Below are 22,755 nucleotides of genomic sequence, written 5' to 3'. Positions count from 1 at the left end.
AAGGGTCCATGATGAGCATGAACCCTTTTTACACGAGCCACCGGATCGGTCAACTGATCCTTAAACGATCGGCATTAGGGGCTTCGGCCCCTTTTGGCGTGATCAGACCTGCGGCACAGGAGGTTATTTCACGTAAGAATTCAGCACGCTCAGTACGACGTCCAGATCGGCCTCACGTTTCACAACATCTTCTTCATGAACAATATGCTCAGTCAGATGGCCTTTAATCACTTCCCGCATCAGGCCATTCACCGCGCCGCGGATCGCGGCAATTTGTTGCAGAACAGCCGCGCATTCATGGGGCTCATCCAGCATTTTATTTAACGCCGCCACCTGACCCTGAATTTTGCTGGTACGGGCTTTCAGCTTCTGTTTATCGCGAATGGTATGGGACATCTCACTTCCTCCGTGACACCAATGACGGCGCGATCATATCATTTTGTGGATACTGGGGGGGTGTATTTAATACTGGGGGGGAGTAGAATCCCAGCGCCTACCTTATCGGGAATCATTAACATGAATGACTTTTCTACCCTTTTACAGCAGGGAAATGCGTGGATCTTTATACCCAGCGCCATATTGCTGGGGATTTTGCACGGGCTTGAGCCCGGCCATTCGAAAACCATGATGGCCGCCTTTATCATTGCGATTAAAGGCACTGTCCGGCAGGCTATTTTACTGGGGCTGGCGGCCACGGTTTCGCATACTGCGATTGTCTGGATCATCGCGTTTGGCGGCATGTATCTCAGCAACCGGTTCACCGCAGAGGCTGTCGAGCCGTGGTTGCAACTGGTGTCTGCGGTCATCATCCTGGGCACGGCGGCATGGATGTTCTGGCGTACATTTCGTGGTGAACAACTCTGGAAGAAGGAGCACGCGCACGGGCATCATGCTGATCATGACCATCATCACGGACATTCCCGCACGCATGCGAATGTTCAGCGTCACGTTCAGCCCCGGGGACTTAATAACCTGCGCGGCATGAAGCGTATCAGCCTGTCGCCGCAGGAATATCAGGACGCCCATGAACTGGCGCACGCCAGCGATATTGAGCGACGTTTTGCCAGCACGGAAGTGACTAACGGGCAGATTTTATTTTTCGGTCTGACCGGCGGGCTGATCCCGTGCCCGGCCGCCATTACCGTGCTGCTGATCTGCATCCAGCTTAAACAACTGGCGCTGGGAGCGACGATGGTGGTGTGTTTCAGCATCGGACTGGCGCTGACGCTGGTAACTGTAGGCGTGGCGGCTGCCGTCAGTGTCCGCCAGGCGGCTAAACGCTGGAGCGGTTTAAACACGCTGGCGCGCCGGGCGCCTTATTTTTCCAGTGTGCTGATCGCGCTGGTGGGGATTTATATGGGCATTCACGGGGTTATGGGCTTAACCTCCTAAAAAATCTTAACGTAATCAGTCATAAGCAATAACAATTCAGACTTTTTAAAACCGGCTCAAGGCGTTATAAATGACGGGATGATAAACGGATAAATGGATCCCGCCATGAAAACTGCCCACCTTGTTGACCCCGAACTGCGCCCGTTACTGGATCTGATGCCAGAACGTGTGCTTACAGCCTCCGTTCTGCCTGCCATGCGCGAGCAACGTCAGACGGCGGCGCTGGAAAGTCTGTTACAGGATGACGGGTTGCCGGTAACGGTTAGTCAGCATCACATTTCAGGTGGCGAAAATGCGCCAGCGGTGCGTGTCGTGGTGATTTCGCCGCAGCATGAACGGAAAGGCCGGATGGGTATTCTGCATATTCACGGTGGCGGTTATGTGCTGGGCAGCCCTGAACAGTCGATGCCGCTGACCCGCCCGACGACGGCACAGCACGACTGCGTCATTGTATCGGTGGATTACCGTCTCGCGCCGGAAACGCCATTCCCCGGCCCGCTGGAAGATTGTTATGCCGCGCTGATCTGGATGACCGCACAGGCAGAGGCGTTGGGTATTGACCCTGCACATATCGGTGTGATGGGTGACAGCGCCGGTGCCGGGCTGGCGGCCTCTCTGGCGCTGCTGACCCGCGACCGGGGCGGTCCGACACTGGCGTTTCAAAACCTGATGTATCCGATGCTCGACGACCGCACTGTGACCGATCCCAACCCGAATCCGGTGACCGGCGAATTCTCCTGGACGCGCGAGGACAACCGTTTCGGCTGGCACGCCTACCTCGGTCACGAAGCCGGTTTGCCGGATATTTCCTGCTACGCTGCGGCTGCCCGCGCAGAGGATCTGAGCGGATTACCACCGGCCTGGATTGGCGTCGGCTCAATTGATTTGTTCCTCGATGAAAACATCGACTATGCCCGCCGGTTAATCCGCGCTGGCGTGCCGGTGGAATTCAGCATCTATCCGGGCGGATTCCACGGTTTCAACGGCGATCCGGCCTATGCGCTGGCCCGTCGCGCCCGCAAACAACGTCAGGATGCCTTAGCCGGTTTTAATCCGCTGCGTCATTATCATGACTTTGGCTTATAATCAGCAGCAATCGATAAGGCATAACAACCGGCTGAATTAGAAAATAAATTGGATATCAAACAACTTATCTATCTCTGTAACCTCGAACGCGAACGGCATTTTGGCAGGGCGGCGGAAGCCAGCTTTGTCAGCCAGCCGACGCTGTCGATGCGTCTCAAAAACCTCGAAAAAGAGCTCGACCTGAATCTGATCAATCGCGGTAATAACTTCGAAGGTTTTACCGCAGAAGGTCTGCGGGTGCTGAGCTGGGCGCGGGAAATCGTGGCTGTCTATGAAGGCCTGAAACTGGAAGTCGAATCGCTGAAACAGGGCATGAGCGGGACATTGCGTATCGGCGTGATGCCGCAATGCAGCGTGTCGCTGGCGCAACTGATTAAGGCGGTCAGCGAAGCGCATCCGGGGCTGGATTACCGCGTGGCAGAAGTCAGTGCTGATCAGTTGATTGAAGCGCTGAGCAGCCATTCGGTGGATGTCGGTATCGGTTTCTTTGAGTTCTCGACGCTCAATGAGCTGCGCTTCCAATTGGTGCCGCTCGATGACGGCGGTGTTGACGTGGTGTATCACCCGGATCATTTTCCGCAGTTACAGGGCATTGAACGGATAACCGCCGAACAGGTTGCCGCGCTGCCGTTGTGTCTGTCTGAACCGAGCCGCTATTTCCGCCGGTATCTGGATAATTTCTTCCGCCAGGCCGGACTTGAGCTGCATCCGCGGCTGGAAAGCACGTCTATTTTCCAGCTGATGCAGGGCGTGTTTGTCGGAATTGGCTGTGCGCTGGTGCCGCGTGGACATCTGATTGATGAAATGCATCCTGCACTGAAACGTTGCCCGCTGGATATCACGCCGATGAGTCGTCATGCCGCGCTGGTCGTCGCCGAAGCGGGCAGGGCAACGCCGCTGGCGCAGCATTTCTTCACCGCCGCCGGGCTTTGGCTGGCGCAGCAGGCGCTTAACAAGTCGTCAAATGTGGCGCAATAAAGACGTTCTGTCCGGTATTCCTATTGATGTAATGAAACTTTCAGCCCAAGCTTTGCCGCAATACTTATGTGAAATGGATGGAGTAAGACATGAAAACATTGAAAGCCGTTGTTCTGGCGTTGGCCTCTGCGGGTATTTTGCTTTCAGCAGGTGCACAGGCCTCGAATAATCTTCTGGGACAACTGCAGCAGGCCGCCAACGAAGGACTGAATGGCACCAGCAGCAAAACCGGTTCTGCCGGCACCACGTCTTCGCTGACCTCGCTGCTCAGTGGCGGCGACAGTGCCCTGACGTCGACCAGCGCGAACAACGTCGCAGGTGTGTTGCAGTACTGCGTGAAGAACAACGTACTTTCCAAAGCCAGCACTGAGAATGTGAAAGATCAGTTGCTGAGCAAGCTGGGCATCCAGACGGCAGCGGGTGCTGAAAGCCAGGATTATCAGCAGGGTCTGGGTGGTTTGCTGAAAACCGGTAAAGATCAAAGTGTGGATCTGAATAATCTGGGGAGCGGGCTGACGCAGGTGAAAGAGAAAGTGAAAACCAAAGCCTGTGATGTGGTGCTGAAGCAGGCGAAATCGTTTATTTGATTGCAGAGGCCGCTGCAATGGCGGCTTTTAACTTCAAATTCAAATTCAAGGTCAACACCGTGGGCATCGGCCCACACCGACCAGAGACCCGGTAACGCGCGGGCCTCTGGACTCCGCGCTTTTTCACTGCGCGCTCCGCTGGCGCAAGGGACATGTTCTGCTGTATTGATGAGTGGCGCAAATCCAGGTGCTGGGCACTACCTTCTCTCGGTCTTCGAGCCACAGGTCTCGAAGCCGCTCCGTTCAGCTGGATTTTGAGCACGCCATTGAACTCTCTAAAACAGAGTAATTTTGTTTTTTGAATTTAAGATCCTGCGGGCGATTCAGAAAGCTTGCTGAATGAGAGGTTGCAGACCATAGGCTGCAATCCCGAAACGAAGGAACCGCGCAGCGGCAAGATTTCCAGCCTGTCGCTGCGGTTGCTGAAACATAGCCAGCGCGCGGATCACATGTTTGAAAAAGCGAGGGGAGTTCAGAGGGGAAAAGCCTTTCCCCTCTGGTCGGTTTCGGCACGAAAGGCCGTGTGATAACCGTTATTGAGAAACCGAAATTTACTCAATTCTATTTAAAGCTTTTAAAGCCATTTAAAGCCATTTAAAGGGATCCAAAGGGAATCCCCTTTCACTCCGCATAAACCTTCTCTTTACTCTCGCACAAATCTTCGATCAAACATGACCCGCACCGCGGCTTACGTGCAATGCAGGTATAGCGGCCATGCAGGATCAGCCAGTGGTGGCAGTCGAGCTTGAACTCGGCCGGAACCACTTTCAGCAATTTCTCTTCGACGTCATCCACGGTTTTACCCGGCGCGAACTTCGTGCGGTTACAGACGCGGAAAATATGCGTATCCACGGCAATGGTCGGCCAGCCGAAGGCGGTATTGAGCACTACGTTGGCGGTTTTGCGGCCAACGCCAGGCAGCGCTTCAAGCGCGGCGCGGTCTTCCGGCACTTCACCATGGTGTTTTTCCAGCAAAATACGGCAGGTTTTAATCACGTTCTCCGCTTTGGCATTAAACAGGCCAATGGTTTTGATGTATTCCTTTACGCCGTCCACGCCAAGCGCCAGAACCGATTCCGGCGTGTTGGCGACCGGATACAGCTTTGCTGTCGCCTTGTTCACGCTGACATCGGTAGCCTGCGCAGAAAGTAATACCGAAATCAGCAGTTCGAACGGCGTGGTGTACACCAGTTCGGTAGTGGGATGCGGATTGTTATCGCGCAAACGGCTGAGAATTTCGGTGCGTTTTTCCTTATTCATGAACGCTTCCCTTTGGCAGACTTTCTTCCGCCACAACGTGCTGTGCCGCTTGCCGTGCTTTCATACGCTGATCAATCAGATATTTGCCGGCCAGCAGCAGCCCGAGGCCGATAAATGCGCCCGGCGGTAACATCGCCAGCAGGAACGGGTTATCCAGATGCAGCACTTCGACGCGCAGCACTTTCGCCCAACTGCCGAGCAACAAATCAGCGCCATTGAACAGCACGCCGCTGCCGAGAATTTCACGCATTGAACCCAGCACAAACATTGCGCAGGTTGCCCCGAGACCTGTCATCGCACCGTCGAGGGCAGCCAGATGCACAGGGCTGCTGGCGGCGCAGGCTTCGGCACGTCCGACCACAATGCAGTTGGTCACAATCAGCGGAATAAAAATCCCCAGCGCCTGATACAGACCGAACGCGTAGGCGTTGATCAGCATCTGCACGGTACTGACCACCGAGGCGATAATCAGCACGTAAATCGGGATGCGGATTTCATCCGGGATCCACTTACGGAATGCGGAAATCATGGCGTTGGTACAGGTCAGCACCAGCGTGGTCGCCAGCCCTAAACCGAGAGCATTGGTGGCAGTCGACGTCACGGCCAGCAGCGGACAAAGCCCCAGCAACTGCACCAGCGAGGAGTTATTGGTCCACAGACCCTGAACGATTATCTTTTTGGCTTCACTCATCACGGGCTCCACAAGGGGTGAGGTGGGAAAGCTGAGACGGTACCGTCCCGATAAACAGCGCCGTACGTTTTACCGAGCGGACGACGGCGCGCGGTGTAATGGTCGCACCGGTAAACTGATCAAACATACCGCCGTCTTTCTTCACCGCCCAGCGCTCATCGCTTGCACCATTGACGGTCTGATTGGCGAAATGTTTGATCCAGTCGGAAATGCGCACTTCAATTTTGTCACCCAGCCCCGGCGTTTCGTGCTGTTCCAGCACGCGGGAACCGTAAACTTTGCCATGAAAATCAGCCGCCACCAGCAACTGGATCGCACCGGAATAGCCGTCAGGCGCGGTGGTTTCAACCACGGCAGCCACCGGCTGACCATTTTTGCGCGCCAGATACAGACGGTGCGGCGCCATGCTGCCAAGTGACTCATCAGTGACGTTGTAACATTCGTTTTGCATATCGTTGTCGTACACGCTGGCCGGGATCACCTGATCAAACAGCGTTTTTTGCTGTAACAGCGCCTGATGTTCAATGGTCGGCTTGGTCATCAGGTTGACCAGCGCCGTCATACCGGTCATCAGTGCGCCAAAGAAAGCCAGAATCAGGCCGTGGCGTCGCATTGTAGCTAACATAATTCTTCCTCAGCGATGCCCGTAAACGCGTGGTTGTGTGTAGTGATCAATCAGTGGCACGGTGATATTGGCCAGTAAAACGGCAAAAGCGACACCATCCGGATAACCGCCGTAACTGCGGATCAGCCACACCAGTAAACCAATCAGTCCCCCGAAAATCAGGCGGCCTTTCGGGGTGGTGGATGCCGTCACCGGATCCGTGGCAATAAAGAACGCGCCCAGCATCGTCGCGCCGGAGAACAGTCCGATCAGCGGTGAAGGATAGTTTTCCGGTGCCAGACCCCACGCGATACCCGCGCAAATGACCAGCATGCCTAACATGGCGGCCGGAATATGCCAGCTGATGATTTTGCGCCACATCAGGAACAGGCCACCGGCCAGGAATCCGAGGTTAATCCACTGCCAGCCGAGACCGGCCAGTGTGCCGCTGAACAGCGGCGTCCCGAGGATCTGATCGGCGGTATGGCCGGAGCGCAAACCGGTTTTAAATGCATCCAGTGGTGTCGCCTGCGTCACGCCATCCACGTTCATGTTCAACTGATACGCGGTCAGATCCTGACTGTTATGGCCGGTGAAAATGGTCAGCAGCGTGTCGGTGAATCCGACGTGATGATGCTGTAAAACATCCGGCGGCAGCCAGGTTGTCATCTGAACCGGGAAAGAAATCAGCAGCACCACATAACCTACCATGGCCGGGTTAAACGGATTCTGACCAAGACCCCCGTAAAGTTGTTTGGCGATGATGATGGCGAAAATCGTGCCGAGCACCACCATCCACCACGGGCCCAGCGGCGGCAGGCTGATACCCAGCAAAACGGCTGTCAGCAGGGCACTGTTATCGCCCAGGCGTTTTTTCACTGGCAGTTTGCGCAACTGTAACACCGCGCCTTCTGCCAGCAGGGCAATGACGATAGCCAGCGTCAGCTGAATCAGCGTGCCGTAACCGAAGAACCAGACCTGAGCGAGCAGGCCGGGAATACACGCCAGAATCACCATCATCATGATGGTACTGGTGTTCTGGCGATTATGCGTAAAAGGTGAACTTGCAATCCTGAAGGCCATCTATTCCTCGTTCGACATTGTCTGAGCGGCTTTACGGGCCTTAACTCGGGCGATCGCAGCCGCTACAGCGGCTTTGCGTGGATCGCTTTCTTGTTGTGATGTTTCTTTTTCTTCCGGTTCAGCGTCCTGCGCTTCACTCAGCGCAGCGGCTTTTTTGGCTTTGGCACGCGCGATGGCAGCCGCCACCGCCGCCTTGCGTTTGTCGTCTGCGGAAGGTTCTGCAGGTGACGCTGTCACGTTTTCTTCAGTGCCCGCAGGTTGCGCAGCGGCAGCCTTTTTGGCTTTCACGCGGGCAATGGCGGCGGCGACAGCAGCTTTGCGATCGTCGTCAGCGGAGGGCTGTGGTGCAACGTTCAGTTCGCTTTCTTTGGCTTCCACGACAACGCCGTTATTACCGGCTTTCTTCGCTTTCACGCGGGCAATAGCGGCTGCCACGGCGGCCTTACGATCGTCTTCTGCAGATGGCGGCGTTTCAGGCACCGGCTCAGAAGCCACCGGAATTTCCTGCTCAGCGGCGGCTTTCTTCGCTTTCGCACGGGCAATGGCAGCGGCCAGCGCCGCTTTGCGCGGATCGGCTTCGGCCTGTTGTTCCGTGGCCTTTTCAGCGACAGGAGCTTCTTCTGCTGCGACGTCGTCCAGCTTCACTGCCGCTTTCTGATGTTTCTCTTCACGTGCTAATTTCTCACGTTCCATACGCGCCTGTTTGGCTTCGAAACGGGCTTTGGCTTCGGTGGCCCGGGCAGTCTCTGCATCGATGGCGCGGATTTCGGCCTTTTCCTGACGGTAATATTGCACCAGCGGAATATTGCTCGGACAGACATAGGCACAGGCGCCGCATTCGATGCAGTCGAACAGATTATGCTTGCGCGCTTTTTCGTGTTCTTCACCTTTACTGAACCAGTAAAGTTGCTGAGGCAGTAAACCGGCCGGACAGGATTCCGCGCACAGGCTGCAACGGATACAGGCTTCTTCCGGCTCCGGCTGACCCAGTTCGGCGTCAGACGGCGCGAGCAGACAGTTGGAAATTTTGACCACAGGCACATTGAGCGATGGCAGGGTGAAGCCCATCAGCGGGCCGCCCATAATCACCATCTTTTTATCGCCCTGCGGTTGTAACTGGCCTTCCTGCATCAGGTGTTCAATCGGCGTGCCCAGACGCGCCCAGACGTTACCCGGTTTTGCCATCGCTTCGCCGGTCAGCGTGACCACGCGTTCGATCAACGGTTCGCCGTCAATGATTGCGCGTTTAATGGCAAACACGGTGCCGACGTTTTGCATCAGTACGCCGATGGACGACGAGTGATGGCCTTTCGGCACTTCGAGGCCGGTCAGGATTTTGGTCAGCTGTTTGGCACCGCCGGACGGGTATTTGGTCGGAATGACCCGCAGTTCGAAACGCACTCCGTCGGAGATTTCAGCGCTGATCGCGGCTTTAAGCGCGGCAATCGCTTCAGGTTTGTTGTCTTCGATGCCGATCAGCACCCGTTCAGGATGCAACATGTGGCAGAGGATGCGCGTGCCCTGGAGAATTTCCATGGCATGTTCCTGCATCAGCCGGTCATCGGCAGTGATGTAAGGCTCACATTCGGCCGCGTTGAGGATCAGTGTGCGGGTCGATGTCAGGCCACCGGCTAATTTGCTGGCGGTCGGGAAGCCTGCGCCACCCAGCCCGGCAATACCGGCCTGACTGATGCGCTGATTCAGTTCATCAGCAGAAAGCTGGCGGTAATCGGCAATGAATTCGCGTTCGCACCAGGTATCAAGGCCGTCGGCTTCAATCAGCACACAGAGTTCTTTCAGACCGGAAGGGTGCGCGGTGATGTGCGGTTCGATGGCCGTGATCACGCCCGACGTCGGCGCGTGAACCGGCACGGTACGGCCACGGCCAGTGGTCAGCGGCTGACCTTTTAACACAGGGTCGCCGGCTTTCACACACAGCTCGCCTTCAGGGCCAAGGTGTTGCTGAAGGGGGATGATAAAGCGCTCAGGCAGCGGCACGTTGCGCAGCGGAACGTGGCTCGACTGAGTCTTCATTTCCGGCGGATGAATACCGCCGTCGAAGTCCCAGACTTTGTCTTTTTTGAGCGCCGCAAACAGATTAAACATGTTACTCCGCATGGATGACCTGAACCGGAATGGATTTCAAATCCCACTTCCAGTTTGCGGTGGTGGTTTTTACTGGCAGCATTTCGATGCAGTCCGTCGGGCACGGCGCGACGCACAGGTCACAGCCGGTACATAAATCAGTAATCACGGTGTGTACGGCGCGGGTGGCACCCACGATGGCATCCACCGGACAGGCCTGAATACACTTGGTGCAGCCGATGCAATTGCTCTCGTCGATATAGGCGACTTTACGCACCGGGACAGCAGCCGCAGCGTCTTCACCCATCGGCTGCGGCTCAACGTTAAGCAAGGTCGCCAGCTTGAGCATGACGGCTTCGCCGCCCGGCACGCATTTATTGATGTTGTCACCATTGGCGACCGCTTCGGCGTAAGGCTTGCAGCCGGGATAGCCACATTGCGCACACTGGCTTTGCGGCAGGATATCGTCAATCTGATCGGCAACCGGGTTGCCTTCCACGGCAAAACGGCGCGAGGCGTAACCCAGCAGCAGGCCAAAAACCAGCGCCAGAGCGGTCAGCGCGCCAATCGCTACCCATAATTCAAACATTAGAATTTCACCAGACCTGTGAAGCCCATAAAGGCTAATGACATCAGGCCAGCCGTGACCAGCGCAATCGAAGAACCTTTGAACGGTGCCGGGACGTCAGCCACCACCAGACGTTCACGGATAGCGGCAAACAGCACCATCACCAGCGAGAAGCCCAGTGACGCGGCGAAACCGTACAGCGCAGATTGCATAAAGTTGAATTGCTGGTTGATGTTCAGCAGCGCCACGCCGAGCACAGCGCAGTTGGTGGTGATAAGCGGCAGGAAGATGCCCAGCAGGCGGTACAGAGACGGGCTGGTTTTGCGCACCACCATTTCGGTGAACTGCACAACAACCGCGATCACCAGAATAAAGGCCATAGTGCGCAGATAGACCAGCCCCAGCGGCATCAGAACGAAAGTGTTGACGATCCACGAGCAGATATTCGACAGGGTGATCACAAATGTGGTGGCGAGACCCATACCGATAGCGGATTCCAGTTTTTTGGAAACGCCCATAAACGGGCACAGGCCAAGAAACTTAACCAGTACGAAGTTATTTACCAGCACAGTGCCGACAAAAAGTAATAAATAAGAGGTCATGACAATTGCCCGGACATAATAAACATTAAAAACCTCAGGGTTATTCCGTGAAGGTTTCTTTTACCCGCAGTGAGCGCTTGAAATAAGGCACAAAGACGGCGGCGGCCAATAAAGGTAACAATAAGTTACGCACGGCCAAATCATCGGTAACCGGTGAGAATGCAAAGGCTTTTACCGCCAGAAGTACTGTGCACAATAACCAGATAATATACATTTTGGGTAACACGCTGGCGCGCTTACAGAATTGCAGCAATACCGCGACGGTAAATAACCCCATCGCTAACGTGGTCACCACCGAGAAATACCATTGCAGGGTAAATGCCTGGGAGTTGGTGATGAGATATTCGCGCGATTCCGGCATAAATAACGCCATTGAAAACAGAAACAGCATTAATACCACGCTCAGCAGCGTCACAATCAGATACGCCATCGGGGCCAGTAGCCACCCGCCAATACGTTTATAACCCGGATTATTCAACATAAAAGCTTTTCTCACGCTGGTTTTGCTATCAAATCAGCACAGGGAAACTTCCCCGACCTTCAAGGCGCAGTAGCTTAACCTGTGAGAGGCATTCTCGTTATCGTATTTATGTGATCAATGATCCCCTTCGCTCAGGAAGGGGATTTAAATAGAAAGGCTTTAATGCACCGGCACCAGAATTTCGGTGGCGACAATTACCACAATCAGGCCAACCAGCACGGGAACGGACGTGCGTTTGACGACTTCGAAAGGCGATATTTTTGCCATACCGGCCACGGCCACTATGACGCCCGAAACAGGGGAAATAGTGCGACCCAGGTTGGATGCCTGCAACATCGGGATGACCAGATATTCCGGGTTGATGCCCATTTTCGCGGCCAGTTTTGGGATAAGTTCGACGAAGGCGTAAAACGAAGCATTACCGGAGCCGGTGGTCATGGCGGCGAGCACGGTGATGACTACCAGCACCAGCATCATGACGATGCTGCCGGAGCCAAAGTTTTGCGCCAGTCCTATCAGGCTGCTGATGAACCCGACGGTGCTCAGCCCCTGAGCAAACACGCCCGCCGCGACCAGCAGCATCACCACGTTGGCGAATGCATCCGCCATGCCGCGATAAGCCACGTCCAGTCCGGCGAATACCGCTTTGCCGTTACGGTTACGCACGGTTTCAATCAGGGCGGTCAGCAACATACAAATCACCAGAATGGTGATGATATGCAGATTGGGTCCCCATTTACCGTCAAAAATCAGCACACCGATAATCGGCGTGAAAGGCAAAATAGCGTAGAAAGCCGGAGCATTGGTTTCAATGACATCGTCAGCATTGGAATCGACAGCATCCGCCAGCACGGAGGTCTCGCGTTTATCCAGATAGCGTTGCCAGAAGAAGTGCGCGACCGCCATCGCCGCGATGGCAGCAATCGAAATCGGCAGGGTGACTTTAAAGGCAAAATCCACCAGCGGCATATTCGCCGCCTGCGCCGCCAGCACCACATCACCTGAGGTAGGGGAAAGAATGATCGCCGCAGGAGACGCACAAATCGCCGCCGCCGCGCCCCGGCTGATGCCGACGTTAACCATAATCGGGAACAACGTTGCCATCAGTAACACGCCCAGACCGGTCGCCGAAGACACGGCCAGGGACATCAGACACGCCAGAATATACGCCGCAACCATCAGAATGTACGGTGAATTGATCATCTGTAACGGGCGCGACGCCAGTTTGACGACCACATCGTTGGCACCAATATGGGTCATGTAGGCTGCGAAACCGCACAGCATCATGATCATCATCCCCAGATCGCCACCGCGGCTCATCAGCAGAATTTTGACGTACTCAACGATATCTGTCGCATTCCAGCCGGTACTTTTGGTGCCTTCCGGCAGGATGCTGTGACCCATGATGGCGCTGATAATCAGCAATAATAAGCCGCCGACCATCAGAACGCCGGTGGGTGAATAGCCTTTAATGATATAGCGGCCGACAAAGACGGCGACTACCAGCCCGATCAGTAATTCCAGCATTATTGTATTCCCCGAGATTAAATTTGGATCCAAGTGAAAGGCGGGCACTTTGCCGAAATAGTTCACCGGGCGTTATGACGCTTATCAATTATGGGTGATGAAAAAGCGGGGAATATTTAAATTTGTGATGCTTAACGGACATCAGGAGGGGTGTTTAAAACAAACTTCAAGTTCAAGTTCAAGTTCAAAACCGTGGGCGTCGGCCCACACCGACTTGGGGGGCGGCCTGTCGCCGCCACCCCCCAAGACCCCCCGGGCTCTTTCACTGCGCGCTCCGCTCGCTGGCTATGTTTCATCAGCCGTAGTGATAGCCGCAAAACCCCGCCGCTGCGCGGTTCCCTTCGTTCGGGTTACAACCCGCGCAAAAAGACGCGCGGTTTTCCACCTCTCCTCCGGCGGAATTTTGGAACCGGCCTTAGGCTTATACTTCACAACCTCACACATTGTGATTTTGTCTTTTAAAAAAGTCAGGGGCGATTCAGAAAGCTTGCTGAACGGAGCGGCCTGGAGACCAAAGGCTCCAGGACCGAGTGAAGGCACCGCAAAGCGGCAAGATTTCCAGCCTGTCGCGGTGATACCTGAAACATAGCCAGCGAGCGGAGCGCGCAGTAAAAGAGCCGGAGATTCTTAAGAGGCGCGGCGATAGGCGCCTCTTAAGGCCAGTTTGGGTGGCAACCCAAGGTGTTGACCTAGACCTAGACCTAGACCTTAAGGCCAGTTCGGATGGCAAACCCAAAATCAAAGCTTCGGGATTTCCCGATAAAATCCCACGCCGATGAGGCGTCCAAACAGGAAAGGTATAAATTTCCGCCCGCGCAGCCACGCTTCCAGCCGTGAAGGGGCACGCTTTCTTTGTTTCTGTCCTGCTTTACTGATCATGATCTGTAATGCCTGCGTCGCCCACGTCGGGAACGCGCGGCGGCGCTGGATACGTTTTAAGTGTCGCAGCGTCAGACGTCCGGCCTTCAGCGGTTCAGTGATGATATTCGCTGTCGCCACCGCATCCTGAATCGCCAGATTCACGCCGACGCCGCCAATCGGTGACATAGCATGTGCCGCATCGCCGATGCACAACAGACCCGGTTTAGCCCATTCTTTGAGACGGTCGATGCGGATCACCAGCAAGCGTACGTTTTCCCAGCTGAGAATATCGTCGGCTAAGCGCTGGCGCTCAAACGGCGACACTTCCGCCAGCAGGTCGAGAAAAGGCGCGATGCCCTGTGCTTTGAGCGCATCCAGGCTGTCTTTCGGGATTGAATACCCACACTGCCAGTAATCACCCCGGTCGATCATGATGAAGTTTTTCTTTGGCCCGCGATGCCCCATCGACCACAGAGGATCATCCGGGCGTTTGGGGATTTTCAGCCATAACACGTCACGTGGCGCGCCATAACGGCGGATTTCCATCCCGGCCTGTTCGCGCACGATGGAATTACGCCCGTCGCAACCGACGACCAGATCCGCATCAAAATGCTGCGTTTCGCCATTCACTTCAGCAAGAACGCCGGATACCTGGCATTTATCCTCCAGCAATGACAGGACCTGCGCGTTATGAATCAGCCGGAAATTGGGCAGTTGCGCAGCCTTGCTGGCGATGAAGTTGAGAAAATCCCACTGCGGCATAAAAGCGATAAATTTGCACTGCGTCGGCAGATGACTGAAATCCGCCAGCGTGGTTTCCTGGCCGTTGATCTCGCCATAAAGCTTTTCAGCGCGCTGATGCGGCAGGGCGAGGAACTCGTCGAGAAAACCCAGTTGCCAGATGATGTCCAGTGTAGACGGATGAATGGTATCGCCGCGAAAATCGCGTAAAAAGTCGCTGTGCTTTTCCAGCACGGTGACGTCAATTCCCTTTCGCGCCAGAAGGTATCCCAGCATTAATCCTGCGGGGCCACCGCCGACGATGCAGCAGGACGCTGCTGCGGAGGATTCAGTGTTCGGTGTCATTCCAACCTGCCTGACGGGATGAATTTACATGATAACAATTATCATTTGCACACGTGGGCGTCAATTCATCCCGTGCTACATCACAGAACATTTCCTGCACAGCGTCGTAACAAAACTCCATGTTTTTGCACCACCGCGATCTTGTCGCTGCTTTCCCGTTTGGGATTAAATTTACTCATTGTGTCTGTAAATCATTCGCTTAACGGTTGTTTTTAAAACTGGCAGACAAATTGCAAAGTGGTCCATAGGTTGAGTTGTTGGGCCAATTATGGCCGATGTTTGCACAAGCCAAAGTGCGGAGAAGCCAATGAACGGCGACATAAATTTATTGCATCCGATTGCGCCACAACAAAGCGACACGCTGGTGCTCGATGCACTGACCCGCTATGTGGCGCAGTCCGGCACCCGTATCGGCGAGAAATTGCCGCCTGAGCGCGTGCTGGCCGAAGGGCTGGCGGTGAGCCGTAACACCGTACGCGAGGCGCTGAAACGCTGGGAAGCGCTGGGGATTATCGTGCGCAAAAAAGGCAGCGGCACGTTTTTGCAGTCTGAAATTACCGCTAACGACAGCTTTCTGTCCCTGCGCTTTAAGAATGACTCAGCCACCATGCTTCATGCACTGGAAGTGCGCCGGATCATTGAATGCGAGGCTTCCGCGCTGGCGGCGGTACGTGCGACGGAAAGCGATTTGCTGTTTATCGAACAGAAGCTGGATGTGATGGAAAAAGTCCATCTGAGCGTCGGTTCCGCCGGGGCAGAAGACTGGCAGTTTCACGCGGCAATCTACAGCGCGGCGCACAATCCGCTGCTGCTGCAAATGGTCGGCGGCATTTATGACCTGCTGCATGCCTTTTTTGAATCGCCGCCTGAGCAGGCGCTGTTCAGCGACTCTTTTCCGCTGCATCGCATGTTATTTGAAGCCATTGCGCGCCGTGAACCGGAAAACGCGCGCAGGCTAAGCAACGACATTCTGAACATAACTGAACGTGACATGAAGGAAGTGATCAATGCAGCAAGATGATAAGAGCCAGCCTGTTGAGTTAGGGGAAAACACCCGTTTAGTGCACGACGCCCGCCACGATCGCGGAGCGATTTCGCCGCCCATCTATCAGTCTTCGTTATTCAGTTTCACTGATTATGACAGCATGATTGCCCGTTTCCGCGGCGACAGCGACCATGCTTTGTATTCCCGCGTTGATAACCCGACCGTCGTCGAATTGCAGAAAAAAGTGGCGCAACTGGAAGGCGGCGAAGCTTGTCTGGCGTTCGGCAGCGGCATGGCGGCGATCAGTAACGCCATTCTCAGCGTGGCCGGTCCCGGCGATAAAGTGGTGTGCGTGAATCACGTCTACCCGGACACCTACCGTTTCCTGCGCGGTTTCTGCACCCGTTTTCAGATTGAATCACAGTTTGTCGATGGCGGTTCACTGCCCGCGCTGGAAGAGGCGATGCAGGGCGCGAAACTGCTGTATCTCGAAAGCCCGAACAGTTGGGTGATGGGCGAACAAAATCTGCGGGCCATCGCGGAACTGGCGAAAAAATACGGCGTAATAACGATGATCGACAATAGCTGGGCGTCGCCGATTTTCCAGAAGCCACTGGCTGCGGGCATCGATCTGGTCATTCATTCCGCGTCGAAATACATCAGCGGGCACAGCGACGTGGTCGCCGGGCTGGTGATTTCCAGCCAGGAACGCATCAGCGCCATCAGTCGTTATATCAGCCCGTTTTTAGGCGGCAAACTTTCTGCCAATGAAGCCTGGCTGCTGCTGCGCGGCCTGCGCACGCTGCCGCTGCGTATGCGCCAGCATCACGAAAGTGCGCTGGAACTGGCGCGCCGGTTGCAGGGCTATTCGCGCATCACGCAGGTGAATCATCCGGGACTTGACCCGTTGCCGACTTCCACGCTGACCGGCTACAGCGGTCTGTTCTCCTTTGAGCTGAGCGAAGGCATCGATATTCCGACGTTCTGTAACGCGCTGAATCTGTTCCGTATGGGGGTCAGTTGGGGCGGTTTCGAAAGTCTGGTGATGCCAGCCATTTCTGTGCTGAATCAGGCGGGCGAATTCAACTCGGCAATAGATTTCGGTGTGTCGCCCCGCGTGATCCGCATTTCTATCGGGCTGGAAGAGACCGAAGATTTATGGCGTGACCTGAAAAACGCCATCGAAAGCGCCTGTTCCTGAGGCCTTTGTTGAAAGACCGTTCCTGTGTTCCGACTTTTTTCACCGTGGAGAATCAAGATTATGCGACACCCGAAACGTCATGTGCTCAGCCTGCTGGCGCTCAGCGTCAGCCTGTTTTCCTGCGCCAGTTTTGCCGCCACCAAACTGACGCTGGTGGAAGTGATCACCAGCCCGGCGCGTACTGAAATGCTGCAAAAAATGTTAACCGCTTACAAAACGCAGCACCCTGATGTCGAGATCGACGTGGTGTCGCTGCCGTGGGGACAGGCGTTTGAAAAGCTTGGCACCATGATCCAGAGCGGACAATACCCGGATGTGGTGGAAATGCCGGACACCTGGCAAGGGCTGTATGCCAGTAACGGCATGCTGGCTGACCTCGAACCGCGGCTGAAAGGCTGGTCGGGCACGCCGGATCTGACTGACAAAACGCTGACCATGGCGCGTTCTTCCGGCGGCACCGCCACCATGATCCCGTACGGTTTTTATCTGCGGGCGATGTTCTGGAACAAAAAACTCTTCCAGCAGGCGGGTCTGACCGAGGCGCCGAAAACCATGGACGAGTTTATGGCGGATGCGAAGAAAATCAGCGCGCTGGGTAACGGCATCAGCGGTTATTGCATGCGCGGCGGCGTCGGCGGTACGAATGCCTGGATGATGTTTATGGCGGCGATGAACGGCTCGCCGGACTTCTTCGACAAAGAGGGCAACAGCACGCTGACCAAACCTGGTGCGATTAAAGGTGCGCAATTCCTGGTGGATATGTACCAGAAGGGTTATGCGCCAAAAGACAGCGTCAACTGGGGCTTTAACGAAATCGTCTCCGGATTCTATTCCGGTAAATGCGCAATGCTCGATCAGGATCCGGACGCGCTGATCGCCATCAAAAACAGCATGAATCCTGACGATTTCTCGGTCGCGCCAATGCCGCTCGGGCCGAACGGCAAAGCCTATCCGACCATCGGTTATACCGGCTGGTCGATGTTCAAACAGGGCAAACATCAGGATCAAAGCTGGGATCTGATTTCCTTCCTCAGTAACAAAGAAAACAACCTCACCTGGTCGAAATTTGTCGGCACCTTACCGATTTATAAGGGCGCAGAGCAGGATGCGTATTACCACGCGCCGCAGTTTGCAGGCTGGTTTGCCGAGCTGAACAGCCCGGATTACATCCCGCTGACTATGCCAACGCACCTCAAAGGCTGGGGCTATTTCAACTCGGTGATTGTGAAAGACAGTTCGCAGGAAACGCTGCTCGGCCAGAACGACACCGAAAGCATGGTGAAAGACTGGGCGAAATACCTGACCAAAGAACAGAAAGCCTGGCTGGCTGCGCAAAAGTAAACCGGATAACTCCGGCGCGAATCTGCTGCCGGAGTTCGATATTCTTCTCAACGGAGACGCGTCATGATGTTGGAAGTTTCACCGCCAGACACCGCTGCCGTGCCGCGCTTCCCGCGTTTGCGGGCGCTGCTGGAACCCTGGGTTTATCTCAGCCCGACGCTGGTGCTGATCGGCCTGTTTATCTTTGTTCCGATGGCCATCGGCATTTCCTATGCTTTTCAGAACATCCAGTTGCTTAACCCTTTCGATACCGGCTGGGTCGGGCTGGATAACTTCCGCACCATGTTTGATGACCGGCATTTCTATGCTGCGCTGCGCCATACCTTCAACTGGACACTGACTTCACTGGTGTTGCAGTTCGCGCTGGGGCTGGGGTTAGCCTTATTGCTCAACCGTGAGTTTCCCGGCCGCCGCTGGGTGCAGGCGCTGGTGTTTCTGCCGTGGGCGGTTCCGGCGTTTCTCTCCGGCCTGACCTGGGCGTGGTTGCTCAATCCGGTGATTGGCGTACTGCCTTACTGGCTGGCTGATCTGCATATCATTTCCGAGCCGTACAATATTCTGTCTGATCCGCAACTGGCGCTGTACGGCCCGGTGGTGGCCAACGTCTGGTTCGGCATTCCGTTTTTCGCCATAACGTTGCTGGCGGCGTTGCAGTCGATTCCGAAAGATTTGTACGAAGCGGCGGCCATGGACGGGGCGACCGGCTGGCAGCAGTTTCGCAAAGTTACACTGCCGTTTCTGGCACCGATGATTGCCATCACGGTGATGCTGCGCACCATCTGGATTGCGAATTTCGCCGACCTGATTGTGGTGATGACTGACGGCGGCCCGGCGAATTCCACCTCGATTCTGTCGAGTTTCATCTTCACCACTGCGTACCGCAAACTCGACTTTGGTTATGCGTCGGCGATGGCAGTGTTCCTGCTGGTGCTGATGACGCTTTACGCGCTGGTTTTGCTGCGCATCCGCCATCAGTTGCTGAAATAAGGAGGCTCATATGAACGCATTGTCATTCAACGCGTGGCTGCGCAAGGGCGGACACCGGCTGGGGATTTTGTTTTACCTGGTGTTCGCGCTGTTCCCGATTTACTGGCTGATCAAAATCTCAATCACACCGGACAAACTGCTCTACAGCGAAGGCGTGCGGATGTGGCCGGGTGAGATGACGCTGACACATTTTCAGCGGGTGTTTACGGAAAGCCAGTTTCCACTGTATTTCTTCAACAGTCTGATTGTGTCATTCGGCACGGCATTTCTGACCACGATCATTGCTGCCGGCGCCGGCTTTGCGTTTTCCCGTTTCAGTTTTCGCGGCAAAACGGTGATGGCTGCGCTGCTGCTGTTTACGCAGATGTTTCCGCTGGTGATGATCCTCGCGCCAATTTACAAAGTAATGGCACCGCTCGGCCTGACCAACAGCCTGCTGGGGCTGGTGCTGATTTACACCGCCTTTAACGTCCCTTTTGCCACGTTCCTGATGCAGTCGTTTTTCGACAGCATTCCGAAGGATCTGGAAGAGTCCGCGATGCTGGAAGGGTGCAGCCGCTTTATGGCGCTGCGCAAAGTCATCATCCCGCTGACGTTACCGGGCATGGCGGCAACGTTAGGTTTCGTGTTTACCGCCGCGTGGAGCGAATTGTTGTTCTCGCTGATGCTCATCAACAAAAACGAGGTGATGACGTTCCCGGTTGGCTTACTCAGTTTTGTGTCGAAATTCGCGGTTTCATGGGGCGACATGATGGCGGCGGCCGTGCTGGCGCTCATTCCTGCCTGTCTGTTCTTTGCGTTCATTCAGCGTTACCTGGTTCAGGGGCTGACTGCGGGTGCGGTTAAAGGATAATTTTATGGCTCAGATTACGATTTCCGATCTTCAAAAACGTTACGAAAATGTCGAAGTGTTGCGACATATCAACCTGACCATTAAAGACGGCGAGTTTGTGGTGCTGGTCGGGCCGTCCGGTTGCGGTAAATCGACCCTGCTGCGCACCATCGCCGGGCTGGAACTGGCGACGGCGGGGGACATTCATATTGGTTCGCGTCTGATGAATCAGGTAGCGCCGAAAGACCGTGACATTTCAATGGTATTCCAGAGTTATGCGTTGTATCCGCACATGACCGTGGCGCGCAACATGGGATTCAGCCTCGAAGTGCAAAAACGCCCGAAAGCGGAGATTGAGGCTGCGGTAAATAAAGCTGCCGATATCCTCGGGCTGACTGCGCTGCTGCATCGCCGCCCGAAAGAGCTTTCCGGCGGGCAGCGTCAGCGGGTGGCAATGGGCAGGGCGATCGTGCGCGAACCGCAGGTGTTTTTGTTCGATGAACCGCTTTCCAACCTGGATGCGCAGTTACGCGGGCAGATGAGGATTGAAATCAAAAGCCTGCATCAGAGAATGAAAAACACCATTGTTTATGTGACGCACGATCAGGTCGAAGCCATGACGCTCGCCGACCGTATCGTGGTGCTTAATCATGGCCTGATCCAGCAGGTCGGCACGCCGCTGGAACTGTACGACACACCGGCCAATAAATTCGTTGCCAGCTTTATCGGGTCGCCTTCAATGAATTTCATCAACGGCACACTGGAACTGGGTGATTCTGCACCGCAGTTACGGATTACGCCGGAATTAACGTTGCCGGTGGATCCTTCAATCATGAATCTGCAAAGTGGTTCAGAGGTGATTTATGGCGTCCGCCCTGAAGCCATTGTGCTGTGCGAAGAGGGTGCGCCGGGCGCCGTGCCGCTGGACATCACGCTGATTGAACCGACCGGTCTGAGCGAACTGATCCACGGTAAATTTGGCCGTGAAAGCCTGAGTGTTTACAGCATGGTGAGATCGGGTGCCGCGCCGGGGGATCGCGTGTGGGTACAGATTGATACTGCACGAATGCAGTTGTTTGAGGGGGATAGCCAGCGGCGGATGGGGAAATTAGGGGAGTAGATTTTGGGTTTGCTCCTCCCCCTGCGAAGGGTGAGGAGCAAACCAGTTAAACCGCTTTCGCCTCAGATAAGCTCATCAGCTTAAAGCCGACACCGACACCGGCAATCAGCATCAAACTGATAAACCCGGTAATCCCGTACCAGCCAAATGAGTGCCAGAAGAATCCGCCTGATGTCCCGGCGACGCTCGACCCTGCGTAATAACTGAAAAGGTATAACGAGGAAGCCTGTCCTTTTGCGCGGCGTGCACGACGCCCGATCCAGCCGCTGGCGACGGAGTGGGCGGCGAAGAACCCGCCGGTAACCAGGATCATACCGATGAAAATCAGCCAGACCGGCGAGAAGGCGGTGATCAAAATCCCCAGCAGCATGAGCGCTGTTGCGCCGATCAGCACCGGGCCGCGGCCATAAACACCGGTCAGCGCACCGGCTTTCGGCGAGCTGTAGGTGCCCATCAGATAGACCACAGAGATAATGCCGACAATCGCCTGGCTCAGATTGTAGGGCGATGAAAGCAGACGGTAACCGATGTAGTTAAACATGGTCACGAAACTCCCCATCAGCAGGAAACCTTCGGCGAAAAGTAGCGGCAAGCCGCTGTCGCGCCAGTGCAGCTTGAAGTTAATCAGCAGCTTGCGTGGTTTCAGCGAGCTTGCCCGGAAATGTTTTGACGGCGGCAGAATGCGCCAGAACATAATTGCCGCCGCGAAAGCGAAGAAACCAACGACGGCAACGGCGATACGCCAGGAGAAGAAATCCGTCAGCACGCCGCTGACTAAACGTCCGCTCATGCCGCCGATAGAATTTCCGCTGATGTATAAGCCCATCGAGAAAGCGACCACGCTCGGGTGGATTTCCTCACTGAGATAAGTCATGGCGACTGCCGCCACGCCGCTCAGCGACAGGCCGATCAGCGCACGCATGATGAGAATGCCATCCCAGCTTTGCATAAAGGAACAGACCAGCGTGCAGCCCGCAGCGAGAAATAACGCCACCACCATTACTGATTTACGCCCGACGGCATCAGAAACTGGCCCGGTGAACAGCAGGCCAATCGCCATTAAACCGGTGGACAACGACAACGACAGGCTGCTGGTGGCCGGTGAAACGCCGAAATCATGCGACAACACCGGCAGGATTGGCTGGACGCAATACAGCAGGGCAAACGTCGCCAGACCCGCTGAAAACAGCGCAAGGGTGACGCGGATAAATTGCGGCGTACCACGTTTGATAAAAGGAGTTTTAAGTCCGGAGCGGGCGACGGGGGTTTCAGGATTTAACTCGTCGTCGTTAACTGAATCACTGGCTGGTGCAGCGGAAATCCGCCGGGAGGTTTTCACTGGAAGTCCTTAATACGGGGGCTGTAAAACTTAATTTTAAAATGTATAAGAATTTTAAC

At 55.2% G+C, this 22,755-nt stretch carries 22 protein-coding genes; 10 read left to right on the top strand and 12 right to left on the bottom strand.

Annotated features, from left to right (window positions below; genetic code table 11):
- Nucleotides 1-123: 123 nt before the first annotated feature.
- Nucleotides 124-396, bottom strand: coding sequence for a Ni(II)/Co(II)-binding transcriptional repressor RcnR (rcnR, locus tag HGO41_RS12890; RefSeq protein WP_013575420.1), 273 nt, complete (start codon nt 394-396; stop codon nt 124-126).
- A 120-nt stretch (nt 397-516) separates the two neighbouring features.
- Here rcnR and HGO41_RS12885 point away from each other — a divergent pair, with 120 nt between their 5' ends.
- The 4 genes from HGO41_RS12885 (at nt 517) to HGO41_RS12870 (ending at nt 4,043) form a co-directional block, all read left to right on the top strand.
- On the top strand, nt 517-1,392 hold the full coding sequence (locus tag HGO41_RS12885) for a nickel/cobalt efflux protein RcnA (RefSeq protein WP_013575421.1): 876 nt from the start codon (nt 517-519) through the stop codon (nt 1,390-1,392).
- Nucleotides 1,393-1,497: 105 nt separating this feature from the next.
- Nucleotides 1,498-2,478: an alpha/beta hydrolase gene (locus HGO41_RS12880; RefSeq protein WP_013575422.1), complete on the top strand. Its 981-nt coding sequence runs from the start codon at nt 1,498-1,500 to the stop codon at nt 2,476-2,478.
- A gap of 48 nt (nt 2,479-2,526) precedes the next feature.
- Nucleotides 2,527-3,456 carry a LysR family transcriptional regulator gene (locus HGO41_RS12875; RefSeq protein WP_013575423.1) on the top strand — a complete coding sequence of 310 codons (930 nt, stop codon included), beginning with the start codon at nt 2,527-2,529 and terminating at the stop codon, nt 3,454-3,456.
- Nucleotides 3,457-3,545: 89 nt separating this feature from the next.
- Nucleotides 3,546-4,043, top strand: coding sequence for a YjjA family protein (locus HGO41_RS12870; RefSeq protein ID WP_112152218.1), 498 nt, complete (start codon nt 3,546-3,548; stop codon nt 4,041-4,043).
- A 621-nt stretch (nt 4,044-4,664) separates the two neighbouring features.
- Here the strand turns inward: HGO41_RS12870 and nth are convergent.
- The 10 genes from nth to HGO41_RS12820 form a co-directional block, all read right to left on the bottom strand.
- Nucleotides 4,665-5,303: an endonuclease III gene (gene nth / locus HGO41_RS12865; protein WP_013575425.1), complete on the bottom strand. Its 639-nt coding sequence runs from the start codon at nt 5,301-5,303 to the stop codon at nt 4,665-4,667.
- Nucleotides 5,296-5,994 (bottom strand): electron transport complex subunit E, encoded by a 699-nt coding sequence (locus HGO41_RS12860; protein WP_119261603.1) that lies wholly within the window; start codon nt 5,992-5,994, stop codon nt 5,296-5,298. The genes nth and HGO41_RS12860 overlap by 8 nt, the downstream gene beginning before the upstream one ends.
- Complete coding sequence (gene rsxG, locus HGO41_RS12855) at nt 5,987-6,619, bottom strand: electron transport complex subunit RsxG (protein ID WP_013575427.1); 633 nt, start codon at nt 6,617-6,619, stop codon at nt 5,987-5,989. Before rsxG ends, HGO41_RS12860 begins: the two co-directional genes overlap by 8 nt.
- 9 nt (nt 6,620-6,628) lie before the next feature.
- Complete coding sequence (gene rsxD / locus HGO41_RS12850) at nt 6,629-7,681, bottom strand: electron transport complex subunit RsxD (protein WP_013575428.1); 1,053 nt, start codon at nt 7,679-7,681, stop codon at nt 6,629-6,631.
- Nucleotides 7,682-9,787: an electron transport complex subunit RsxC gene (gene rsxC, locus HGO41_RS12845; protein WP_250981089.1), complete on the bottom strand. Its 2,106-nt coding sequence runs from the start codon at nt 9,785-9,787 to the stop codon at nt 7,682-7,684.
- 1 nt (nt 9,788) lies between these two features.
- Nucleotides 9,789-10,355 (bottom strand): electron transport complex subunit RsxB, encoded by a 567-nt coding sequence (rsxB, locus tag HGO41_RS12840; RefSeq protein ID WP_217244124.1) that lies wholly within the window; start codon nt 10,353-10,355, stop codon nt 9,789-9,791.
- The gene (rsxA, locus tag HGO41_RS12835; protein ID WP_013575431.1) at nt 10,355-10,936 is read right to left on the bottom strand and encodes an electron transport complex subunit RsxA; all 582 of its coding nucleotides are present in this window, start codon (nt 10,934-10,936) and stop codon (nt 10,355-10,357) included. The genes rsxB and rsxA overlap by 1 nt, the downstream gene beginning before the upstream one ends.
- 40 nt (nt 10,937-10,976) lie before the next feature.
- Nucleotides 10,977-11,417: a DUF2569 domain-containing protein gene (locus HGO41_RS12830; protein ID WP_013575432.1), complete on the bottom strand. Its 441-nt coding sequence runs from the start codon at nt 11,415-11,417 to the stop codon at nt 10,977-10,979.
- Nucleotides 11,418-11,576: 159 nt separating this feature from the next.
- Nucleotides 11,577-12,944, bottom strand: a complete 1,368-nt coding sequence (gene dcuC, locus HGO41_RS12825; RefSeq protein WP_250981088.1) for an anaerobic C4-dicarboxylate transporter DcuC — start codon at nt 12,942-12,944, stop codon at nt 11,577-11,579.
- A gap of 738 nt (nt 12,945-13,682) precedes the next feature.
- Nucleotides 13,683-14,891, bottom strand: a complete 1,209-nt coding sequence (locus HGO41_RS12820; RefSeq protein ID WP_013575434.1) for an FAD-dependent oxidoreductase — start codon at nt 14,889-14,891, stop codon at nt 13,683-13,685.
- A gap of 307 nt (nt 14,892-15,198) precedes the next feature.
- On the opposite strand from HGO41_RS12820, the gene HGO41_RS12815 reads away from it, so the two are divergent.
- The 6 genes from HGO41_RS12815 (at nt 15,199) to HGO41_RS12790 (ending at nt 21,357) form a co-directional block, all read left to right on the top strand.
- Nucleotides 15,199-15,912 (top strand): FadR/GntR family transcriptional regulator, encoded by a 714-nt coding sequence (locus HGO41_RS12815; RefSeq protein WP_013575435.1) that lies wholly within the window; start codon nt 15,199-15,201, stop codon nt 15,910-15,912.
- The gene (locus tag HGO41_RS12810) at nt 15,899-17,077 is read left to right on the top strand and encodes an aminotransferase class I/II-fold pyridoxal phosphate-dependent enzyme (protein WP_013575436.1); all 1,179 of its coding nucleotides are present in this window, start codon (nt 15,899-15,901) and stop codon (nt 17,075-17,077) included. The genes HGO41_RS12815 and HGO41_RS12810 overlap by 14 nt, the downstream gene beginning before the upstream one ends.
- 60 nt (nt 17,078-17,137) lie before the next feature.
- Nucleotides 17,138-18,418: an ABC transporter substrate-binding protein gene (locus tag HGO41_RS12805; RefSeq protein ID WP_013575437.1), complete on the top strand. Its 1,281-nt coding sequence runs from the start codon at nt 17,138-17,140 to the stop codon at nt 18,416-18,418.
- Between the two features lie 63 nt (nt 18,419-18,481).
- A complete protein-coding gene (locus tag HGO41_RS12800) occupies nt 18,482-19,405 on the top strand; it encodes a carbohydrate ABC transporter permease (RefSeq protein ID WP_013575438.1) in 924 nt (307 codons plus the stop codon).
- Between the two features lie 10 nt (nt 19,406-19,415).
- Entirely contained in the window at nt 19,416-20,258 is an 843-nt protein-coding gene (locus tag HGO41_RS12795; RefSeq protein WP_013575439.1) for a carbohydrate ABC transporter permease, read from the top strand.
- Between the two features lie 4 nt (nt 20,259-20,262).
- Nucleotides 20,263-21,357, top strand: coding sequence for an ABC transporter ATP-binding protein (locus HGO41_RS12790; RefSeq protein WP_013575440.1), 1,095 nt, complete (start codon nt 20,263-20,265; stop codon nt 21,355-21,357).
- 46 nt (nt 21,358-21,403) lie between these two features.
- On the opposite strand, the gene HGO41_RS12785 is transcribed toward HGO41_RS12790, so the two are convergent.
- Nucleotides 21,404-22,696 carry an MFS transporter gene (locus HGO41_RS12785; protein ID WP_013575441.1) on the bottom strand — a complete coding sequence of 431 codons (1,293 nt, stop codon included), beginning with the start codon at nt 22,694-22,696 and terminating at the stop codon, nt 21,404-21,406.
- Nucleotides 22,697-22,755 lie beyond the last annotated feature (59 nt).

It is taken from the genome of Rahnella sp. CG8, from assembly GCF_023701875.1.
GTDB lineage: Bacteria > Pseudomonadota > Gammaproteobacteria > Enterobacterales > Enterobacteriaceae > Rahnella > Rahnella aceris.
This window is presented reverse-complemented; position numbering and strand designations above follow the sequence as displayed.

Excerpts from the sequence above, each read along its gene's own strand:
- HGO41_RS12885 (WP_013575421.1), top strand. The coding sequence starts at position 517 with ATGAATGACTTTTCTACCCTTTTACAGCAGGGAAATGCGTGGATCTTT.
- rsxA (WP_013575431.1), bottom strand. The coding sequence starts at position 10,936 with ATGACCTCTTATTTATTACTTTTTGTCGGCACTGTGCTGGTAAATAAC.
- HGO41_RS12870 (WP_112152218.1), top strand. The coding sequence starts at position 3,546 with ATGAAAACATTGAAAGCCGTTGTTCTGGCGTTGGCCTCTGCGGGTATT.
- HGO41_RS12830 (WP_013575432.1), bottom strand. The coding sequence starts at position 11,417 with ATGTTGAATAATCCGGGTTATAAACGTATTGGCGGGTGGCTACTGGCC.
- HGO41_RS12880 (WP_013575422.1), top strand. The coding sequence starts at position 1,498 with ATGAAAACTGCCCACCTTGTTGACCCCGAACTGCGCCCGTTACTGGAT.
- nth (WP_013575425.1), bottom strand. The coding sequence starts at position 5,303 with ATGAATAAGGAAAAACGCACCGAAATTCTCAGCCGTTTGCGCGATAAC.
- rcnR (WP_013575420.1), bottom strand. The coding sequence starts at position 396 with ATGTCCCATACCATTCGCGATAAACAGAAGCTGAAAGCCCGTACCAGC.
- HGO41_RS12815 (WP_013575435.1), top strand. The coding sequence starts at position 15,199 with ATGAACGGCGACATAAATTTATTGCATCCGATTGCGCCACAACAAAGC.
- rsxB (WP_217244124.1), bottom strand. The coding sequence starts at position 10,355 with ATGTTTGAATTATGGGTAGCGATTGGCGCGCTGACCGCTCTGGCGCTG.
- rsxG (WP_013575427.1), bottom strand. The coding sequence starts at position 6,619 with ATGTTAGCTACAATGCGACGCCACGGCCTGATTCTGGCTTTCTTTGGC.
- HGO41_RS12860 (WP_119261603.1), bottom strand. The coding sequence starts at position 5,994 with ATGAGTGAAGCCAAAAAGATAATCGTTCAGGGTCTGTGGACCAATAAC.
- rsxC (WP_250981089.1), bottom strand. The coding sequence starts at position 9,787 with ATGTTTAATCTGTTTGCGGCGCTCAAAAAAGACAAAGTCTGGGACTTC.
- HGO41_RS12800 (WP_013575438.1), top strand. The coding sequence starts at position 18,482 with ATGATGTTGGAAGTTTCACCGCCAGACACCGCTGCCGTGCCGCGCTTC.
- HGO41_RS12805 (WP_013575437.1), top strand. The coding sequence starts at position 17,138 with ATGCGACACCCGAAACGTCATGTGCTCAGCCTGCTGGCGCTCAGCGTC.
- HGO41_RS12810 (WP_013575436.1), top strand. The coding sequence starts at position 15,899 with ATGCAGCAAGATGATAAGAGCCAGCCTGTTGAGTTAGGGGAAAACACC.
- HGO41_RS12790 (WP_013575440.1), top strand. The coding sequence starts at position 20,263 with ATGGCTCAGATTACGATTTCCGATCTTCAAAAACGTTACGAAAATGTC.
- rsxD (WP_013575428.1), bottom strand. The coding sequence starts at position 7,681 with ATGGCCTTCAGGATTGCAAGTTCACCTTTTACGCATAATCGCCAGAAC.
- dcuC (WP_250981088.1), bottom strand. The coding sequence starts at position 12,944 with ATGCTGGAATTACTGATCGGGCTGGTAGTCGCCGTCTTTGTCGGCCGC.
- HGO41_RS12795 (WP_013575439.1), top strand. The coding sequence starts at position 19,416 with ATGAACGCATTGTCATTCAACGCGTGGCTGCGCAAGGGCGGACACCGG.
- HGO41_RS12820 (WP_013575434.1), bottom strand. The coding sequence starts at position 14,891 with ATGACACCGAACACTGAATCCTCCGCAGCAGCGTCCTGCTGCATCGTC.